This is a genomic window from Streptomyces sp. NPDC046925 (assembly GCF_040644915.1).
Classification (GTDB): Bacteria; Actinomycetota; Actinomycetes; order Streptomycetales; family Streptomycetaceae; genus Streptomyces.
On the sequence record NZ_JBEYWZ010000005.1, the window covers coordinates 462,000 to 480,594 of the forward strand.

At 69.9% G+C, this 18,595-nt stretch carries 13 protein-coding genes; 5 read left to right on the forward strand and 8 right to left on the reverse strand.

Translation table 11 applies throughout. The features are described from left to right. Positions 1-106 precede the first annotated feature (106 nt). The gene (locus ABZ906_RS23590; protein WP_190082941.1) at positions 107-1,228 is read right to left on the reverse strand and encodes a LacI family DNA-binding transcriptional regulator; all 1,122 of its coding nucleotides are present in this window, start codon (positions 1,226-1,228) and stop codon (positions 107-109) included. 439 nt (positions 1,229-1,667) lie between these two features. Here ABZ906_RS23590 and hisC point away from each other — a divergent pair, with 439 nt between their 5' ends. The 5 genes from hisC to ABZ906_RS23615 all read left to right on the forward strand — a co-directional run bounded on the left by hisC (position 1,668) and on the right by ABZ906_RS23615 (position 11,179). After that, a complete protein-coding gene (gene hisC, locus ABZ906_RS23595) occupies positions 1,668-2,747 on the forward strand; it encodes a histidinol-phosphate transaminase (RefSeq protein ID WP_361385586.1) in 1,080 nt (359 codons plus the stop codon). 256 nt (positions 2,748-3,003) lie between these two features. Further along, on the forward strand, positions 3,004-4,542 hold the full coding sequence (locus ABZ906_RS23600; protein WP_361385589.1) for a cytochrome ubiquinol oxidase subunit I: 1,539 nt from the start codon (positions 3,004-3,006) through the stop codon (positions 4,540-4,542). Positions 4,543-4,556: 14 nt separating this feature from the next. Further along, on the forward strand, positions 4,557-5,561 hold the full coding sequence (cydB, locus tag ABZ906_RS23605; protein ID WP_361385592.1) for a cytochrome d ubiquinol oxidase subunit II: 1,005 nt from the start codon (positions 4,557-4,559) through the stop codon (positions 5,559-5,561). A gap of 68 nt (positions 5,562-5,629) precedes the next feature. Continuing rightward, a complete protein-coding gene (cydD, locus tag ABZ906_RS23610) occupies positions 5,630-9,313 on the forward strand; it encodes a thiol reductant ABC exporter subunit CydD (RefSeq protein ID WP_361385595.1) in 3,684 nt (1,227 codons plus the stop codon). A gap of 147 nt (positions 9,314-9,460) precedes the next feature. After that, complete coding sequence (locus tag ABZ906_RS23615; RefSeq protein WP_361385598.1) at positions 9,461-11,179, forward strand: GAF domain-containing protein; 1,719 nt, start codon at positions 9,461-9,463, stop codon at positions 11,177-11,179. A 12-nt stretch (positions 11,180-11,191) separates the two neighbouring features. On the opposite strand, the gene ABZ906_RS23620 is transcribed toward ABZ906_RS23615, so the two are convergent. The 7 genes from ABZ906_RS23620 to ABZ906_RS23650 form a co-directional block, all read right to left on the reverse strand. Further along, on the reverse strand, positions 11,192-12,079 hold the full coding sequence (locus ABZ906_RS23620) for a Cof-type HAD-IIB family hydrolase (protein ID WP_361193680.1): 888 nt from the start codon (positions 12,077-12,079) through the stop codon (positions 11,192-11,194). Positions 12,080-12,140: 61 nt separating this feature from the next. Further along, entirely contained in the window at positions 12,141-13,064 is a 924-nt protein-coding gene (locus ABZ906_RS23625) for an LLM class flavin-dependent oxidoreductase (protein ID WP_361385601.1), read from the reverse strand. Positions 13,065-13,120: 56 nt separating this feature from the next. Further along, positions 13,121-13,711 (reverse strand): RNA 2'-phosphotransferase, encoded by a 591-nt coding sequence (locus ABZ906_RS23630; RefSeq protein ID WP_361385603.1) that lies wholly within the window; start codon positions 13,709-13,711, stop codon positions 13,121-13,123. 150 nt (positions 13,712-13,861) lie between these two features. Next, a complete protein-coding gene (locus ABZ906_RS23635; RefSeq protein WP_361193673.1) occupies positions 13,862-14,818 on the reverse strand; it encodes a MerR family transcriptional regulator in 957 nt (318 codons plus the stop codon). A gap of 25 nt (positions 14,819-14,843) precedes the next feature. Beyond that, positions 14,844-15,776, reverse strand: coding sequence for a metal-dependent hydrolase (locus ABZ906_RS23640; RefSeq protein WP_361385606.1), 933 nt, complete (start codon positions 15,774-15,776; stop codon positions 14,844-14,846). Next, positions 15,773-17,554, reverse strand: coding sequence for an SDR family oxidoreductase (locus tag ABZ906_RS23645; protein ID WP_361385609.1), 1,782 nt, complete (start codon positions 17,552-17,554; stop codon positions 15,773-15,775). Before ABZ906_RS23645 ends, ABZ906_RS23640 begins: the two co-directional genes overlap by 4 nt. Further along, positions 17,551-18,402 (reverse strand): M24 family metallopeptidase, encoded by an 852-nt coding sequence (locus ABZ906_RS23650; RefSeq protein WP_361193664.1) that lies wholly within the window; start codon positions 18,400-18,402, stop codon positions 17,551-17,553. Before ABZ906_RS23650 ends, ABZ906_RS23645 begins: the two co-directional genes overlap by 4 nt. Positions 18,403-18,595 lie beyond the last annotated feature (193 nt).

The window sequence follows — 18,595 nt, forward strand, 5'->3', positions numbered from 1 at the left end:
CACCGAGGTTTTCTCCCGAATTGGGTAGGGGTTTCCCCCCGGGTCACGACCGGGCAGTGCCGGGCACTGCCCGGTTGACGGGGGTTCTCCCCGCCGAACGGACCGCTCAACCCGGTCCGGGCGAGCGGGGTGGGCTGACCGTCGTACGCGGCGGACGTCGCTCGGACGAGGTGCGCACGATCAGCTCCGTCGGTATCACCTGCTCGACGGGACGGCCCGAATCCAGCCCTTCGATGGCGTCGATGAGCAGCTGGACGACGGCCGTGCCGATGCGGCGCGGTTTGAGCGAGAGCGTGGTGATGGGCGGTTCGGTGGTGGCGTAGACGGTGGACTCGCTGCAGCACACGAGCAGCAGGTCGTCCGGGACGCGCAGGCCGTAGCGGCGGGCGGCGGCGAGCAGGTCGGTGCCGTTGGGGTCGAAGAGGCCGTATACGGCGTCGGGGCGGTCGGGTCTGGCGAGCAGCCGGTCGGCCGCTACGGCGCCGGCGCACGGGTCGTGGGCGGGGTAGGACTCGTAGACGGGGTCCTGGCCGACGCGCTCGCACCAGCGCAGGTAGGCGGTCGTGGACAGATGGGTGTACGTGTCCGTGGTGGTCCCGGTGAGCAGTCCGATGCGGCGGGCTCCGGCCGCCGCGAGGTGGTCGAGGATCTCCAGGACCGCCGCCTCGTGGTCGTTGTCGACCCAGGCGGTGACCGGCAGAGACCCGGCCGGACGGCCGTCGGACACCACGGGAAGGCCCTGGCGCACGAGCTCGCTGACGACGGGGTCGTGGTCGGACGGATCGACGACGACGGTGCCGTCGAGCGCTACGTTCGACCACACGTCGACGGGGCTGCGCCGGGAGGTGGCGGGAAGGATGACAAGGGCGTAGCCGCGGGCCAGCGCGGCCGAGGTCGCGGCTCTGGCCATCTCCGCGAAGTACGCGAATTCGGTGAAGGTGAAAGGTTCATCCCCGTACGTCGTCACGGTCAGGCCGATGAGGCCCGACTTGCCGGTACGGAGCGTTCGGGCCGCCGCGGAAGGGCGATAGCCCAGCCGTTCGGCGACCTCGCGGACGTGGCGTCGGGTGGCGTCCGGGAGCCGGCCCTTGCCGTTGAGTGCGTCGGAGACAGTCGTGATGGAGACACCGGCGGCGGCGGCGACGTCTCTGATGCCCGCTCGGCTCTGCCGGTTGCCCCGGCGGGCGGTCTCCGCTCGGCTCACCTGGTGGTTCCCTGCTGCTGTCATGGCAGGCCGATAGTAGGGCTCATGGGGGTGGGTAGTGCGGACGCATATTCACTCGTTGACAGGTACGTTTCTGCATGGCGAAATCGGGTCAACGACCTTGGATTGCAAGGGAGTTGCCGGGTTTCGGGGTAGACGCCCCCGTGTCGTCGCGCACGGGCCTGCCAATGGAGCGTTGTTTCGAAGAGGTCTCAACTCACCTTCACGGGTGATGCGCGCTACGGCGTGAGCCACCGGCGCGTGCTGAGACGCGGAGCGCTCCCCCCTCCGTGCGCGCCTGTGGGAGCCGTTGCCTCTGACCCATTCGCAGCAGCGCTGAATCCTCATAAGGTGAGGAGTATTGACGTCAGGTGTTCAGGCGTTTCACGCGTTACGGATACTTCACGCGTTTCAGGCGTTCCAGATGTTTCAGGTGTTTCGGATGTTCAAGAGGAGGACTGCGGTGAGCGAGACGAGCCCGAGGCTGCGTGCCGAGCTGGAGGGTATCCCCACCTATAAGCCGGGGAAGCCTGCCGCCGCCGATGGCCCGGCGGCCTACAAGCTGTCCTCGAACGAGAACCCGTATCCGCCCCTGCCGGGTGTCATGGAGAGCACGCTCGCCGCCGCGGGCACGTTCAACCGCTACCCGGACATGGCGTGTACCGGCCTGATGAGCGAGCTCGCCGACCGCTTCGGGGTGCCGGTCTCGCACGTGGCGACGGGCACCGGCTCCGTCGGCGTCGCCCAGCAGCTGCTGCAGGCCACGTCCGGTCCCGGCGACGAGGTCATCTACGCCTGGCGGTCCTTCGAGGCGTACCCGATCATCACGCAGGTGAGCGGCGCCACATCGGTGAAGGTGCAGCTGACGCCGGGGGACGTGCACGACCTGGACGCGATGGCCGACGCCATCACCGACCGGACGCGGCTGATCTTCGTCTGCAACCCGAACAACCCGACCGGCACGGTGGTGCGCAGGGCCGAGCTCGAGCGGTTCCTGGACCGGGTGCCGAGCGATGTCCTGGTGGTGCTCGACGAGGCCTACCGCGAGTTCATCCGTGACACCGAGGTGCCCGACGGCGTCGAGCTCTACCGCGACCGTCCGAACGTCGCCGTGCTGCGTACGTTCTCCAAGGCGTACGGGCTCGCGGGCCTGCGCGTCGGCTTCGCGATCGCCCATGAGCCGGTGGCTGCCGCGCTGCGCAAGACAGCCGTGCCCTTCGGCGTGAGCCAGCTCGCGCAGGACGCGGCGGTGGCCTCGCTGCGGGCCGAGGACGAGCTGATGGGCCGCGTCGGCGCCCTGGTCGGCGAGCGGACGCGGGTGGTCGAGGCGCTGCGGGGGCAGGGCTGGACGGTGCCCGAGACGCAGGCGAACTTCGTATGGCTGCGGCTCGGGGAGCGGACGCTCGACTTCGCGGCGGCGTGCGAGAAGGCCGGCGTGGTCGTACGGCCGTTCGCGGGCGAAGGGGTTCGGGTCACGGTCGGGGAGACCGAGGCCAACGACATCTTCCTGCAGGCGGCGGAGGCGTTCCGCAAGGAGCTGTAAGCGCTGCCGGTGACGGTGGGAGAAGGGGCCGGGGCCGTTGTCCCCGGCCCCTTCTCCGTGTCCGGACGGGGTGTCCGGGGGCCCTTCGTGTGAGGTTCCCGTCAGTAAGGGGGACCCCCTGTCATTGCTCGGAACCGGTACGACATAATGCTTGTGAATGTGAACGCGTTCACAAGCGTGTCCCTGTTCCTCCGTAGATCAGTGGAATTTAAGGGGCAAACTGCCGATGTGATCACGGCCGTAAGGAGAAGTCGACGTGGATCTGGCTCTGGCGCCCGAGACATTGGCGCGATGGCAGTTCGGCATCACCACCGTCTACCACTTCCTGTTCGTCCCTCTGACGATCTCCCTGGCCGCCCTCACGGCGATCCTGGAGACGGCCTGGGTGCGCACGGGCAAGGAGCACTACCTCAGGGCGACCAAGTTCTGGGGAAAGCTGTTCCTGATCAACATCGCGATGGGTGTCGTCACCGGCATCGTCCAGGAGTTCCAGTTCGGCATGAACTGGTCCGACTACTCGCGCTTCGTCGGTGACATCTTCGGGGCCCCGCTCGCCTTCGAAGCTCTCATCGCGTTCTTCTTCGAGTCGACCTTCATCGGCCTGTGGATCTTCGGCTGGGACAAGCTCCCGAAGAAGCTGCACTGCGCCACGATCTGGATCGTCTCCGCAGGAACGATTGCGTCGGCGTACTTCATCATCGCCGCCAACGCCTTTATGCAGCACCCGGTCGGCTACAAGATCGTGGACCGGGACGGCACCAAGCGCGCGGAGCTCACCGACTTCTCGAAGGTGCTGTTCCAGGAGACGACGCTGGTCAACTTCTTCCACGTCATCTCGGCGGCCATCCTGGTCGGCGGTGCCTTCATGACCGGCATCGCGATCTTCCACCTGCGCAAGAAGCAGCACATCCGCACCATGCGGATGTCGATGCGGCTCGGCCTGGTCACCGCGTTCGCCGGCACCCTGCTCACCGTGATCAGCGCCGACACCCTCGGCAAGGTCATGTACGAGCAGCAGCCGATGAAGATGTCGGCGGCCGAGGCCCTGTGGGAGTCGGAGAAGCCGGCGCCGTTCTCGCTCTTCGCCTACGGCGACGTGTCCAAGGGGCACAACGACGTGGCCATCGAGATCCCCGGAATACTGTCCTTCCTCGCCAAGAACAACTTCAGCGCCGAGATCCCCGGCATCAACGACCTCAACAGGGAAGCGCAGGAGAAGTACGGTCCCGGTGACTACCGGCCCAACATCCCCACCGCCTACTGGTCGTACCGCTGGATGATCGGCTTCGGCGGGGTCTCCATGGCCCTGTGCACCGCCGGGCTTTACCTCACGCGGCGGAGGTTCTGGCTGGCGCCGGAGCACCGCACGGGCGAGGACGACGTGCCCAAGCTCATGCTCACCAAGAACAAGGAGCTGGCGCCGAAGCTCGGCAACTGGTGGTGGCGGCTCTCCCAGTGGACGCTGATCTTCCCCCTCATCGGCACCGCCTGGGGCTGGATCTTCACCGAGACCGGACGTCAGCCCTGGGTGGTCTACGGCGTCCTGAAGACCAAGGACGGGGTCTCGCCGGGGGTTTCGCAGGGTGAGGTGATCACCTCGCTGATCGTGTTCACCGCGATCTACGCGATCCTCGCCTTGATCGAGGTGAAGCTGCTGGTCAAGTACATCAAGCAGGGCCCGCCCGAGCTCACCGAGGCCGACCTCAACCCGCCCACCAAGATCGGCGGGCCGGGCGCCGGATCGGGCTCGGACAGTGACGAAGACGCCGACCGGCCCATGGCCTTCTCGTACTGAGGGAGTTGACCGTCATGGAACTTCACGACATCTGGTTCGTGCTGATCGCCGTTTTGTGGATCGGCTACTTCTTCCTGGAGGGCTTCGACTTCGGGATCGGCGTCCTCACCAAGCTGCTCGCCCGCGACCGCACCGAGAAGCGGGTCCTGATCAACACCATCGGCCCCGTGTGGGACGGCAACGAAGTGTGGCTGCTCACGGCGGGCGGCGCGACCTTCGCCGCCTTCCCCGAGTGGTACGCGACGCTCTTCTCCGGCTTCTATCTGCCGCTCCTGATCATCCTGCTCTGCCTGATCGTGCGCGGGGTCGCCTTCGAGTACCGGGCGAAGCGGCCCGAGGAGAAGTGGCAGCGCAACTGGGAACAGGCCATCTTCTGGACCTCGCTGATCCCGGCCGTGCTGTGGGGCGTGGCCTTCGCCAACATCACGCGCGGCGTGAAGATCGACGCCCACAAGGAGTACGTGGGCAACTTCTGGGACCTCCTGAATCCGTACGCGATCCTCGGCGGCCTGGTCACGCTGACGCTGTTCACCTTCCACGGCGCGGTGTTCGCCTCGCTCAAGACGGTCGGGGACATCCGGATGCGGGCGCGGAAGCTGGCGCTGCGTCTCGGCCTGGTGACCGCTGTTCTGGCGCTCGGGTTCCTGATCTGGACGCAGGCGGACAAGGGCGACGGCAAGAGCCTGGTCGCGATGGCCGTGGCCGTGGTGGCGCTCGCCGGTGCGGTCGTGGCGATCAGGATGGGGCGCGAGGGCTGGTCGTTCGCGCTTTCGGGCATCACGATCGCGGCTGCCGTGGCGATGCTCTTCCTGACGCTCTTCCCGAACGTCATGCCGTCGTCGCTGAACGAGGAGTGGAGCCTCACGGTCACCAACGCCTCGTCGAGTCCCTACACCCTGAAGATCATGACCTGGTGTGCCGGAATCGCGACGCCGGTCGTGCTGCTCTACCAGTCGTGGACCTACTGGGTGTTCCGCAAGCGGATCGGTACGCAGCACATTGCTGATGCGGCGCACTGAGATGTCCGCTCGATGATCCCGGTCGCTGATTTCCCCGTTCCTCGGTTTCTTCGGAGGGTGTGTTTCACGTGAAACCGATCGACCCGCGTCTGCTCCGGTACGCCCGTGCCACCCGGTTCTTCCTGGTCGCGGTGGTGGTCCTCGGTGTCGCCGGGGCGGGGCTCGTGATCGCCCAGGCGATGCTCATCGCCGAGATCGTGGTCGGGGCCTTCCAGAAGGACCTTGCCCTCGGTGACTTGGGGACGCCGCTCGTCCTGCTCGCGGTGGTCGCGGCAGGGCGGGCGCTCGTCGCCTGGCTGACGGAGCTCGCCGCACACCGGGCGAGCGCGGCGGTGAAGTCGGAGCTGCGGGGGCGGCTGCTCGAACGGGCGGGGGCGCTGGGGCCGGGCTGGCTGGGAGGGCAGCGGACCGGCTCGCTGGTCTCCCTTGCGACGCGGGGCGTGGACGCCCTGGACGACTACTTCTCGCGCTACCTTCCGCAGCTGGGGCTCGCGGTGGTGGTGCCGGTGGCGGTGCTCGCGAGGATCGTCACCGAGGACTGGGTGTCGGCGGCGATCATCGTCGTGACGCTGCCGCTGATCCCGGTCTTCATGATCCTGATCGGCATGGCGACCCAGAACCGGATGGACCGTCAGTGGCGGCTCCTCTCCCGCCTGTCGGGGCACTTCCTGGACGTGGTGGCGGGTCTGCCGACCCTGAAGGTGTTCGGGCGGGCGAAGGCGCAGGCCGAGTCGATCCGGCAGATCACGGGCGAGTACCGGCAGGCGACGATGCGCACGCTGCGCATCGCCTTCCTGTCCTCCTTCGCCCTGGAGCTGCTCGCGACGCTGTCGGTGGCGCTGGTCGCGGTGACGACCGGTATGCGGCTCGTCCACGGCGACATGGATCTGTACGTGGGTCTGGTGATCCTGATCCTCGCGCCGGAGGCCTACTTGCCGCTGCGTCAGGTCGGTGCGCAGTACCACGCGGCGGCGGAAGGGCTCTCCGCTGCCGAGGAGATCTTCGAGGTCCTGGAGACCCCGGTGCGGGCCGAGGGCACGGGGCCGGTGCCGGACGGCGCGCTGAGCGTGGAGGGCGTGACGGTGCGGTATCCGGGGCGGGACTCGGATGCGGTGTCCGGGGTGTCGTTCGCGGTGGAGCCCGGTGAGACTGTGGCTCTGGTCGGGCCGAGCGGGGTGGGCAAGTCGACCCTCCTTGATGTGGTCCTCGGGTTCGTCGAGCCTGCCGAGGGGCGGGTCTGCGTCGGGGGCGTCGACCTGGCCGGGGTCGCGCCGGAGCTGTGGCGGGAGCGGATCGCCTGGGTTCCGCAGCGGCCGCACTTGTACGCGGGGTCCGTCGCGGAGAACGTACGTCTTGCGCGGCCGGACGCGGACGATGCCGCCGTGCGGGACGCGTTGGAGGCCGCGGGGGCCCGGGAGTTCGTCGCCGCGCTGCCCTCGGGGGCGGAGACCGTGCTGGGGGAGGACGGGGCGGGTCTTTCCGCCGGGCAGCGGCAGCGGCTCGCGCTGGCGCGGGCGTTTCTCGCCGACCGGCCCGTGGTGCTCCTCGACGAGCCGACCGCGGCTCTGGACGGGGAGACCGAGGCGGGGGTCGTCGAGGCGGTACGGCGGCTTGCGGTGGGGCGGATGGTGCTGCTGGTCGTGCACCGGCCCGCACTGCTGGGGATCGCGGACCGGGTCGTACGGCTTGAGGCCTCGGCCGGGGGTGCTGTGCGGCCGGGGGCGTCGGCCGGGGGTGCTGTGCGGCCGCGGGTGAACGGGGGCGGCGTCTCGGAGGCGGTACCGGGCGGCTCGGTGGTGGGTGGCCTGGTGTCAGGTGGCGTGGCGGCGGGTGGCGTGGCGGCGGGGGACGCGGAGGTGCCGGGTGCGGTGGCCTTCGGGCATGCCGAGGTGCCGGATGGCGTGGGCTTGGGGCGCGCGGAGGTGCCGGATGGCGTGGCTTTGGGGCGCGTGGAAGGGCCGGGTGCTGGGGGTGGTGCTTCGGAGGGCACCCGCCCGGATGCCGGGGTTTTGGCCCGGGTGCGGGAGGCGGCGCGGGCACGCAAGGGCAAGCTCGCGCTCGCGCTGCTGCTCGGCGCCCTCGCGATCGGCAGTTCCGTAGGGCTGATGGCGACCTCGGGGTGGCTGATCAGCCGGGCTTCGGAGCAGCCGCCGGTGATGTACCTGATGATCGCGGTGACGGCGACCCGTGCCTTCGGCCTCGGTCGCGCCGTCTTCCGTTACGCCGAGCGCCTGGTCTCGCACGACGCCGTCCTGCGCATGCTGGCCGACACCCGCGTCGCCGTCTACCGGCGCCTGGAGCGTCTCGCCCCCGCCGGGCTCGGGAAGACCCGCCGCGGCGACCTCCTCTCCCGCCTGGTCGCCGACGTGGACGCCCTCCAGGACTACTGGCTGCGGTGGCTGCTTCCCGCGTCCGCCGCCGCCGCGGTGGGCATCGGAGCCGTCGGCTTCACGGCCTGGCTGCTGCCCGAGGCCGGCGCCGTCCTCGCCGTGGGCCTGCTCGTCGCCGGAGTGGGCGTACCGCTGCTCTCCGGAGCCGTCGCCCGCCGGGCGGAGCGGAAGCTGGCCCCCGCGCGCGGGGTGCTCGCCACCCGCGTGGCCGATCTGCTCACCGGCACCGCGGAGTTGACGGTCGCCGGCGCGCTGACCCGTCGTACGGCCAAGGCGAAGAAAGCCGATGCCGAGCTGACCCGGATCGCTTCCAGGACCGCCACGGCCACCGCGCTCGGCGACGGGCTCGGCGCGCTCGCCACGGGGCTCACCGTGGCCGCCGCCGCTGTCGTCGGCGTACAGGCGCTGCACGACGGCCGGCTCAGCGGTGTCGCGCTCGCCGTCGTCGTCCTGACCCCGCTCGCGGCCTTCGAGGCGGTCCTGGGGCTGCCGCTCGCCGTGCAATACCGCCAGCGCGTCATGAAGAGCGCCGAGCGCGTCTACGAGGTCCTCGACGCCCCCGAGCCGGTCCCCGAGCCCGCTGTTCCCGCGGAGCGCCCGCAGACGCCCTTCCCGCTCCATGTCGAGGGTCTGCACGCCCGGTACGAGGGGCAGGAGCGGGACGCGCTCGCGGGCGTCGGCCTGACGCTGGAGCGCGGGCGGCGCATCGCGGTGGTCGGGGCCTCGGGTTCCGGCAAGACGACGCTCGCCCAGGTGTTGCTGCGCTTCCTGGGGGCGAGCGAAGGCACGTACAGCCTGGGCGGCACGGACGCGGCCACGCTGGACGGCGACACCGTGCGCGAACTCGTCGGGCTCTGCGCGCAGGACGCGCACATCTTCGACAGCTCCGTACGGGAGAACCTGCTCATCGCACGCAAGGGCGCCAGTGACGAAGAACTGCGCGGAGCCCTGGAGCGGGCCCGGCTCCGGGAGTGGACCGACTCGCTCCCCGCGGGGCTCGACACCCTGGTCGGCGAGCACGGGGCACGGCTCTCGGGCGGCCAGCGCCAGCGCATCGCCCTGGCCCGCGCGCTGCTCGCCGACTTTCCCGTCCTCGTCCTGGACGAGCCGGCCGAACACCTCGACCTGCCGACCGCCGACGCCCTCACCGAAGATCTCCTCGCCGCCACCGAGGGACGCACGACGCTGCTCATCACGCACCGTCTCGCCGGTCTCGACGCGGTGGACGAGGTCATCGTCCTGGACGCGGGGCGGGTGGTGCAGCGCGGTGCGTACGCGGACCTCGTGGTGGTGGACGGGCCGCTGCGGCGCATGCGGGAGCGGGAGCGGGCGGCGGACTCGCTGGTGACGGCGGCGGGCTAGGAAGCGGGCGCCTGTGCGCGGGCGGGCTCGGGGTTCCTGTGGCCGGACGGGCCAGGGTGCATGTGCACGGGCGGGCCAGGGCGCCTGTGCCCGGACGGGCAAGGCGCCGACTTTCCTCGCCAAATAGGACTAACTACTCTCAAAGGCATGTCAGCCCCCTCGGCCTCCGCCGCCTCTCCGCAACCCGACGGCACGCCGGGCGCACCGACCCGCGGCCTCCAGGGGCTTTCCCCCGAGCTGACCGCGCGGGTGCCGCAGCTCCTCGAGGCGATGCGCTCCGTCGGAGCGGGGCTCGAACTGCACACCACGCTGGACCGCATCTGCGAGACGGCGGCCGAGCTCGCGGACGCCCACTACGCGGCGATCGGCGTCGTCTCCGAGGACGGCAAAGGGCTCTCCGACTTCGTCTACACCGGCATCGACGAGGTGACCGCCGACCGCATCGGACGCCTGCCCGACGGACACAAGGGGCTGCTCGGCGCCCTCATCCACGAGCCGGAGACCCTGCGCCTCGCGGATCTGTCGGCCGACCCGCGCTCGTGCGGTTTCCCGGCCCACCACCCGCCGATGCGGACCTTCCTCGGCGTTCCCATCCGCGTTCAGGGCGAGATCTTCGGCAACCTCTATCTGACCGAGAAGCGCGGCGGCGCCGACTTCACCGAGTACGACGTGCACATGGTCCATGTGCTCGCCACGGAGGCGGGCATCGCCATCGGCAACGCCCGTCTCTACGAAGCCGCCATGCAGCGCGAACGCTGGATCGACGGCTCCGTGGCGGTCACCACGGCGCTGCTCTCGGGCAGCGACGCGGAGGAGGCGCTCGCCGTCGTCGCCGAACAGGCCCGCCATCTCGCGGACTCGGCCGCCGGGATCGTGCTCCTGCCCGACGAAGAGGGCGGCATGGAGATCGTGGCCGTCTCCTCGGACGAGCCCTCCGGGATGCTCGGCGTGATCATCCCCCCGGAGAGCCACATCATCGGCGAACTGCTCGCCGGGGACTCCGTGTTTCTCGACGACGCGGCCACGGACCCGCGCGTCCTGACCGACCTCGCCCGCGGTTACGGCCCCGTCATGATGCTGCCGCTGCAGAGCGACGGCCGCGTCATGGGGACTCTCGTCACGCCACGCGCGCGTGGAGCGCGGCCGTTCAGCGAGACGGAGCGGACGCTGGCCACCCAGTTCGCCTCGCAGGCGGCGCTCGCGCTGATGATGGCCGAGGCGCAGCGCGACCGGGAACGGCTCGCGGTGTACGAGGACCGCGACCGCATCGCGCGGGACCTGCACGACCTGGTCATCCAGCGCCTGTTCGCCACCGGGATGATGCTGGAGAGCGCCCAGCGCAGGTCCGTCGTGCCCGAGGTGCAGAGGGGTGTCGGCAAGGCCGTCGACGAGCTCGACGTGACCATCCAGGAGATCCGTACGGCGATCTTCGCCTTGCAGCAGGGTCCGGCCGAGGCTCCTTCCGGGCTGCGTACCCGGGTCCTGCGGGAGATCAACATGGCGGCGGTGCCGCTCGGCTTCAAGCCCACGCACCACTTCGCGGGCCCCGTCGACACGGTGGTCGGCGAGCTCACCGGCAAGAACCTCATCGCGGCGCTGCGCGAGGCGCTGTCCAACGCGTTCCGGCACGCGCGCGCCGACCGCATCGACGTCGTCGTCGACTCGACGGTGATCCTTCCCGACGGGCAGCAGGGCGTGCGCCTGACCGTCGCGGACGATGGCGTCGGCATCGCGGAGGGCGGCCGGCGCAGCGGCCTGAAGAACCTCAAGAGACGTGCGGAATCGCTCGGTGGAGACAGTTGGTACGGGCCCGGAATCGGCGAGGACGGAGCCGGTACGACGGTGGTGTGGCAGGCGCCGTACTGACGGGCGCTCTCCTCAGGGGCTCTGCTGCTCGCTCAGGATGCGTTCGATGACGACCGCGACGCCGTCCTCGTTGTTGGCGACCGTGCGTCCCGACGCGGCCGCGAGCACGTCCGGGTGGGCGTTGCCCATCGCGTACGACCGGCCCGCCCAGCTGAGCATCTCGATGTCGTTCGGCATGTCGCCGAAGGCGACGACCTCCTCGGGCGTGATGCCGCGCTCGGCGCAGCACAGCTCCAGGGTGCTGGCCTTGGAGACGCCGGGACCGCTGATCTCCAGGAGGGCGCTCGGGCTCGAGCGGGTGATCTCCACCTGTCCGCGCACGGCCTCGCGGGCCACGACCAGGAAGTCGTCGGGCGCGATCTCGGGGTGGAAGGCGAGGACCTTCAGGATGGGCTGGGTCGCGTTGTCCGAGTCCTCGGCGAGGAGCTTCTCCGCGGGGGCGACGCTTTCGCCGGGCTCCAGGTGCAGCGGCGGGTACGTCGGCTCGTGGTGCAGGCCGCCGGTCCGCTCGACCGCGAAGGACGTGCCGGGGGCCGCCTCGCGCAGCAGGCGGACGACGTCGAGCGCGTCCTCGCGCCGCAACTCCCGCACCTTCACGAAGCGATGGCCGCCGGAGCCGTCGTGCAGGTCGACCACGGCCGCGCCGTTGCCGCAGATGGCGAGGCCGTGGCCGTGGACGTGGGAGCTGACGACGTCCATCCAGCGGGCCGGGCGGCCGGTCACGAAGAAGACCTCGATCCCGGCCCGCTCGGCGGCGGCGAGTGCGGCGACGGTGCGGTCGGACACCGACTTGTCGTCACGCAGCAGGGTGCCGTCCAGGTCCGTGGCGATCAGCCGGGCCTTGGGCCGGTGAGGGACGGAGGCGGCCGGGGTCTCGGGCCGTTCGGTAGCTGAGGTCACGCCATCGATTGTCCCGCATATGGCTGCACGGGCGTGCGCTGGGTCGCACATCTGAGTGCCTTTACGCCTCTGCTGTGCCACCGCCCAGCTGGACCAGGGCCTCCGTGGCGATCCGCTCGAAGAGCTTCTCGTCGGCCGCGAAGTATGTCCCCGGAAGCGGCCAGTGCAGAACGATCTCGTTGAAGCCCAGCTCAGCGTGGTTGCCCGCGAAATCCACGAAGGCGTCGAAGGAGTCCAGGGGGCGGTCGGGGGTGAATCCGGTGAGCAGGATCTTGTCGAGTTCGGCGACATCGCGGCCGATCGCGTCGCACGCCGTGGCGAGCTTCTCGGCCTGGCCGCGAATGGCTTGAAGTGACTGCTCCGGAGTGCCGTTCTCGAAGAGCTTCGGGTCGCCCGTGGTCACCCAGGCCTGCCCGTGGCGCGCGGCGAGCTTCAGGCCGCGGGGGCCGGTGGCGGCCACGGCGAAGGGGAGGCGGGGGCGCTGGACGCATCCGGGGATGTTGCGCACCTCGGATGCCGAGTAGTACTCGCCCTCGTGCGAAACGACATCTTCGGTAAGAAGACGGTCGAGCAGGGGCAGAAACTCGCCGAAGTGGTCGGCCCGCTCGCGCGGGGTCCAGGGCTCCTCCGAGGCCTTGCGCAGTGCTGTGGCGTCGAAGCCGTTGCCGCCCGCGCCGATGCCGAGGGTGATCCGGCCGTCGGACACGTCGTCCAGCGTGATCAGTTCCTTGGCGAGGGTGACGGGGTGCCGGAAGTTCGGCGATGTGACCAGCGTGCCGAGGCGCAGCCGCTCGGTGGCGGCCGCGGCCGCGGTCAGGGTCGGCACCGCGCCGAACCAGGGCCCGTCGCGGAAGGTCCGCCAGGAGAGGTGGTCGTAGGTGTACGCGGTGTGGAAGCCGAGCTCCTCTGCCCGCTGCCAACGCTCTTTGCCGCCCTCGTGCCAGCGGCTGACGGGCAGGATCACGGTGCTCAGACGCAAACTCATGTCTCAGAGCGTATGCCCCGGGAAGCGGCGCCCCCTGCGCTCGCCGCGGCCTTGGGTCAGTGGGAGGACGGGAAGCGGATGTAGCCGGGGGGAACGGCGGCGGTGAGCCAGACGCCGTTGGCGCTGACCTGGAACGCATGCCCGTCGCGGTGCATCGCGCCCGCGTCCACGGAGAGCACGACGGGACGTCCGCGGCGGGCGCCGACGCGGGTGGCGGTCTCGCGGTCGGGCGAGAGATGCACGGCATGGCGGTTCATGGGCCGCAGTCCTTCGGCGCGGATCGCCGCCGTATTGCGGGCCACCGTGCCGTGAAAGAGGTACGGGGGCGGGGTCGCCGCGGGCAGATCGAGGTCGACGTCGACGGAGTGGCCCTGGCTGGCGCGGATACGGCCGTCTTCCACGGCGAAGCGCTGTTTGTCGTTCACGGCCACCACATGGTCGAGCTCGGCACGGGTGAAGCGGAAACCGTGTGCCTCCGCCGCGGCGACAAGTGCGTCGATCTCCACCCAGCCGTTCTCGTCGAGCGTGAGTCCGATTCGCTCGGGCTGGTGGCGCAGGTGCTTGGACAGGTATTTCGACACCTTCACGGTGCGTCGTTCGCCGGCCGCCTCACCAGCCGCCTCATAAGAGGGGGGTTCTCCATTCATCCGCTCAGCCTCGCTCCGAACCGTTCTCCCCGCACTCGATTTTCGTCCACCGACTTTTCATCCAACACTTTTCGTCCACAGGTTTGATCCACAGCCAAGTCCAGTTATCCACAGGCCAATTGGCGATTCTGTGGACAACGCACAGGCCATCTAGGGCTTTTGGTCAACGGACGCACTATTGCCCTGACTTGCCGCAAGTGCATCCAATGTCCGGGCCTGCACCTCACGTTCAGTAGCAGCGGCAACGAACGCGGCTACGTTCTCGCGACCAACCAGCGCCTCCACGGCCTGCGTTGTCGACGCGGGAAGCGGCACCGGGAACGGCTCATCCGTGCGCCGGGCAGGTTGGCCCGACGCGAGATGTTGCTTGAGGTGACGGGTGGCGAACAAACGCATGGCGCGCGCCAGTTCGGCATCGACCGACTGCTGTGCGAGCGGCCTCAAGCGACGCACGAGAGCCGCCGCCTCCGCCGCGTCGACCTCGCTCGGAGGATTGGGCCCGAGATAGCGGGCGAAGACATGCTCGGTCGTGAACTCAAGGAAACGGGACGCTATGTGCTCGACCTGGCCCCTCAACTCCCGCAAATGACCGGAGATTGCGGACAGCGGAACCCCGGCAGCATGCAACTCGACCGCGACAGCCAGCTCTTGAGGGCTCGGCACGAGGAATTCGTCGGCCCGCCCCGGAACGGGCTCCAGGACGCCGAGCGCGATCGCGTCGGCCACCGCCGCCTCGTCCGGCTCGCCGCCGAACGCCGCGTCCAGCTCCGCCCGTGTCATCCGGTCGGCCTTCTCGTCCGTCCACGGGCCGTCGACCTCGGCGGCGAGCCCCAGGACGCCGCCGAGCCCCCGGCCCGCGTCCCAGGCCGCGAGCAGCTCCTTGATGGACGCCAGGGTGTAGCCCCTGTCGAGCAGATCGGCTATCTGCCGCAACCGGGCCAGATGGGCGTCGCCGTACACATTGGCCCGGCCGCGCCGCTCGGGCCGGGGGAGCAGGCCGCGGTCCTGGTAGGCGCGGATCGTACGGACCGTGGCGCCGCTGTGGTGCGCCAGGTCCTCGATGCGGTACTCCGCCGGCCCCTGCCCAGCGCCCGACTGATCGTCCACGCTCCCGCCTCCGTTGAACCTCGTGCTAGGCGATGGCCGCTCGGCCGACCGCAGCGGCCGCGGCCCGTGCCGCGGGTGACTGGGCCAGGTATGCGACGGCCTTGCGCAGCGAGCCTTCCTGCGAGGGATGGTACGACCGCCGCAGATAGCGGGGTATGGCCGCACCGAGCTCTCGCCACGTGGGCAGCAGGCCCTTGGCGACGGCCTTGTTGTGCTCGGCCAGGGAGTAGCGAAGGCGGCCCGCGAGTTCGGGATCACGGCGCATCAGATAGGCGGTGCCCCAGACCCACAGGTACAGCATCACGGGTGCCGTGACCGCTATGCCCGCGATGCGCCGGGCATAGCGGGGCGCGCCCTCGCCGCCGCAGTGCTGGTACATGTCGAAGGCGACCGCGCGGTGCTCGACCTCCTCCGCGCCGTGCCAGCGCAGCAGGTCGAGCATGACCGCGTCGGCGTCCGCGTGGTCCAGGCCCTCGGCGTGCAGCACCCAGTTCCCCAGGACCGCCGTGAACTGCTCGATCGCCGCGACGACCGCGAGGCGGAAGCGCAGCCACTCCTGCGTCGGTATCGGCGCCCCCATCGGCGGCTTCTCACCGAGGAGTTTCTCGAAGAGGAAGTCGACGTACTTGGTGAAGGCGGCGGTGTCGAGCCGCTGGGCCGCCAGGTGGTCGAGCACATGCGCGTGTTGCACGCTGTGCGTGGCCTCCTGGCCCATGAAGCCCTTGACGTCCTTGAGCAGCACCGGGTCGGTGACCAGGGGCAGGCCTTCCTTGAAGACCTTCACGAACCACCGCTCCCCCGCCGGGAGAAGCAGATGCAGCACGTTGATGACGTGGGTGGCGGTGGGCTCGTCCGGTATCCAGTGCAGCGGGGTCCGTTCCCAGTCGAACGAGACCCGGCGCGGAACGATCGTGTAGTGCTCCTCGGCGTCCGTGTCGGTGCTTTTCTCCGTGCTCACAGCGGCGGCTCCAATCGGGCGATCGCACGCAGGGCCTTGGGCGTGAAGCGGGACATGAGGTGGGCGCCACGGGCCTCCGGGGTGACCGGCACGACCGCCTGGTTCTTGACGACCGCGCGCAGGATCGCGTCGGCGACCTTCTCCGGCGGGTAGTTCCGCAGGCCGTACAGGCGCGAGGTCTTCTTCTGGCGGCGCTTCTCCTCCTCGGCGTCGACGCCCGCGAAGTGCGTGGTCGCCGTGATGTTCGTGTTCACGAAGCCCGGGCATATCGCGGAGACCCCGATGCCCTGGCCCGCGAGCTCCGCGCGCAGGCACTCGCTGAGCATCAGGACCGCCGCCTTGGACGTGCTGTAGGCGGGCAGGGCCTTGGAGGGCTGGAACGCCGCCGCGGACGCGGTGTTGACGATGTGGCCGCCCTGGCCGCGCTCGGCCATCTGCCTGCCGAAGAGCCGGCAGCCGTGGATCACGCCCCACAGATTGACGTCAAGGACCTTCTTCCAGTCCTCGGCGCTCGTGTCGAGGAAGGAGCCGGAGAGACCGATCCCCGCGTTGTTCACGAGGACGTCGACGACGCCGTACTCCCCGGCGACCTTCTCGGCGAGCTTCTCCATGGCCTCCTCGTCGGCGACGTCGACCGTCTCGCCCCAGGCCTCGGGGGCGCCGATCAGCCGGGACATCTCCGCCGTGCGCGCCGCGCTCTCCGCGTCCCGGTCGACGGCCACCACGCGCGCGCCCGCCTCGGCGAACGCGAAGGCGGTGGCCCGGCCGATGCCGCTGCCCGCTCCCGTGACCAGGACCAGCTGACCGCCGAAGCGGTCGGCGTGCTTCCCCCTGGCCACACTGTCCTTCGCGGGCACGCCGTCCTCGTTGGTGGTGACGAAGTCGGTGATCCACGCGGCCAGTTGATCGGGCCGGGTGCGGGGCACCCAGTGCTTGGCCGGGATGCTGCGGCGCACCAGCTGAGGCGCCCACAGTTCCAGTTCGTCGTAGAGCCGCTCCGACAGGAAGATGTCGCCGGACGGCGTGATGAGCTGCACGGGCGCGTGGGCGTAGGCGTCGGTGCGGGGCTTGCGCATCCGCGCGCGGACGTTGTCGCGGTAGAGCCAGGCTCCGTGCGCGGCGTCCGAGGGCAGCGACGACGTGGGGTACGCGCCCGCGGGCACCTTCTCCATGCGCTGGAGGATCTTCGGCCACTGCTTGCCGAGGGGGCCGCGCCAGGCGAGCTCGGGCAGCACCGGCGTGTGCAGCATGTACACGTACCAGGACTTGGCGCCCTGGCCGAGGAGCTGGCCGACCTTGCGCGGTGTGGGCCGGGTCATCCGCTTCTTGATCCAGTGCCCGAAGTGGTCGAGCGAGGGCCCCGACATCGAGGTGAAGGACGCGATGCGCCCCTCGGTGCGCTTGACCGTGACGAATTCCCAGGCCTGCACCGAGCCCCAGTCGTGGCCGACCAGATGCACCGGCTTGTCCGGGCTCACCGCGTCGGCGACGGCCAGGAAGTCATCGGTGAGCTTCTCCAGCGTGAAGCCGCCGCGCAGGGGTTGCGGAGCGGTCGACCTGCCGTGCCCGCGCACGTCGTAGAGCACGACATGGAAGCGGTCGACGAGGCGTTCGGCGACCTCCGACCACACCTCCTTGGAGTCCGGATAGCCGTGCACGAGCAGGACCGTGGGCTGCGTGGGGTCGCCCAGCTCGGCGACGCACAGCTCCACTCCGCCGGTGCGTACCCAGCGCTCGCGGGCGCCCTTGATCCCCGTGGTGGTTGCTTCGGTGCTCATGCGGCGGCCCTCTCCTCAGCCCAGCGCCGCACATGCGGCAGATCGTCGTCCAGCCAGAACGCGCTCTGTTCGGGGTCCTTGGAGTCGGTGACGACCAGGATCTCCTCGAACTTCGCGCCCGTACCCCTGAATCCGAGGTGCGGTTCGACCGCCCAGAGCCCCGGCTGGGGCGGGTGGTCGGAGAATTTGTACGGCGACCACAGCGGGGACCAGCCGTCCCGGTGGCCGTGGATCGCGTCGCTCGCCAAGCCCTTCAGGGACTGGGTGCCGAAGCCGAACACATGCGGTGACCTGCGGCGCTCCTTGACCCGGTCGATCTTGTGCGCGATGACGCCGAAGGGATAGGCGCGGTGGCGGTTCGCATAGCCCTGACGGACCATGAGTCGGTCCACGTCCGCATATATCTCGCGCAGCGTGCGGCGCTCGCGCACCTCCCGCAGGAGCAGCTCGCGGTGCGCCTCCAGATCGGCGAGCAGCTTGTCGTGCACGGGGTTGAGGCCGAGACAGCCGGAATAGCCGATGTCCGCCGTATATCCCTTGTGGACCGGGGCCATGTCGAGGATGAAGGGCATCCCCGGCTCGAGCCGGCGGTTGGTGGGGAAGAACTGCAGCGGTATCCGGAAGTTCACGAACGCCGTGCGGTCCCCGAACCAGGCGAAAGGCAGGTGGAACCAGTCCCGCACACCCCGCTCGCGCAGCCACTCGCGCTGCATCCGCGCCGCCTCGCGCTCGGTCACACCCGGCTTGAGCTGCGCCGCGACCGCCTCCGCGCATTCATACGCGAGGGTCTGCACTTCCCTGAACCCCCGCAGTTCCGCGGTGAGTTCGCCTGCCACTGCTGAGGTCATGCCACCGTCCGTCCGTGTCCGTCATCTGTCCGTCATCGCAGTACGCGTGTCCGGCCCGTCGCAGTACGCGTCCGTAACTTGACACTGATGAATGTGACAATGCTCAGCGGCTACGTCAATAGCTGGGACCGAGCCGGGCCCCGGTCCAGGGGCGGCTGCGGGATGTCCCCGAGGGGTCGACCTCAGGAGGACC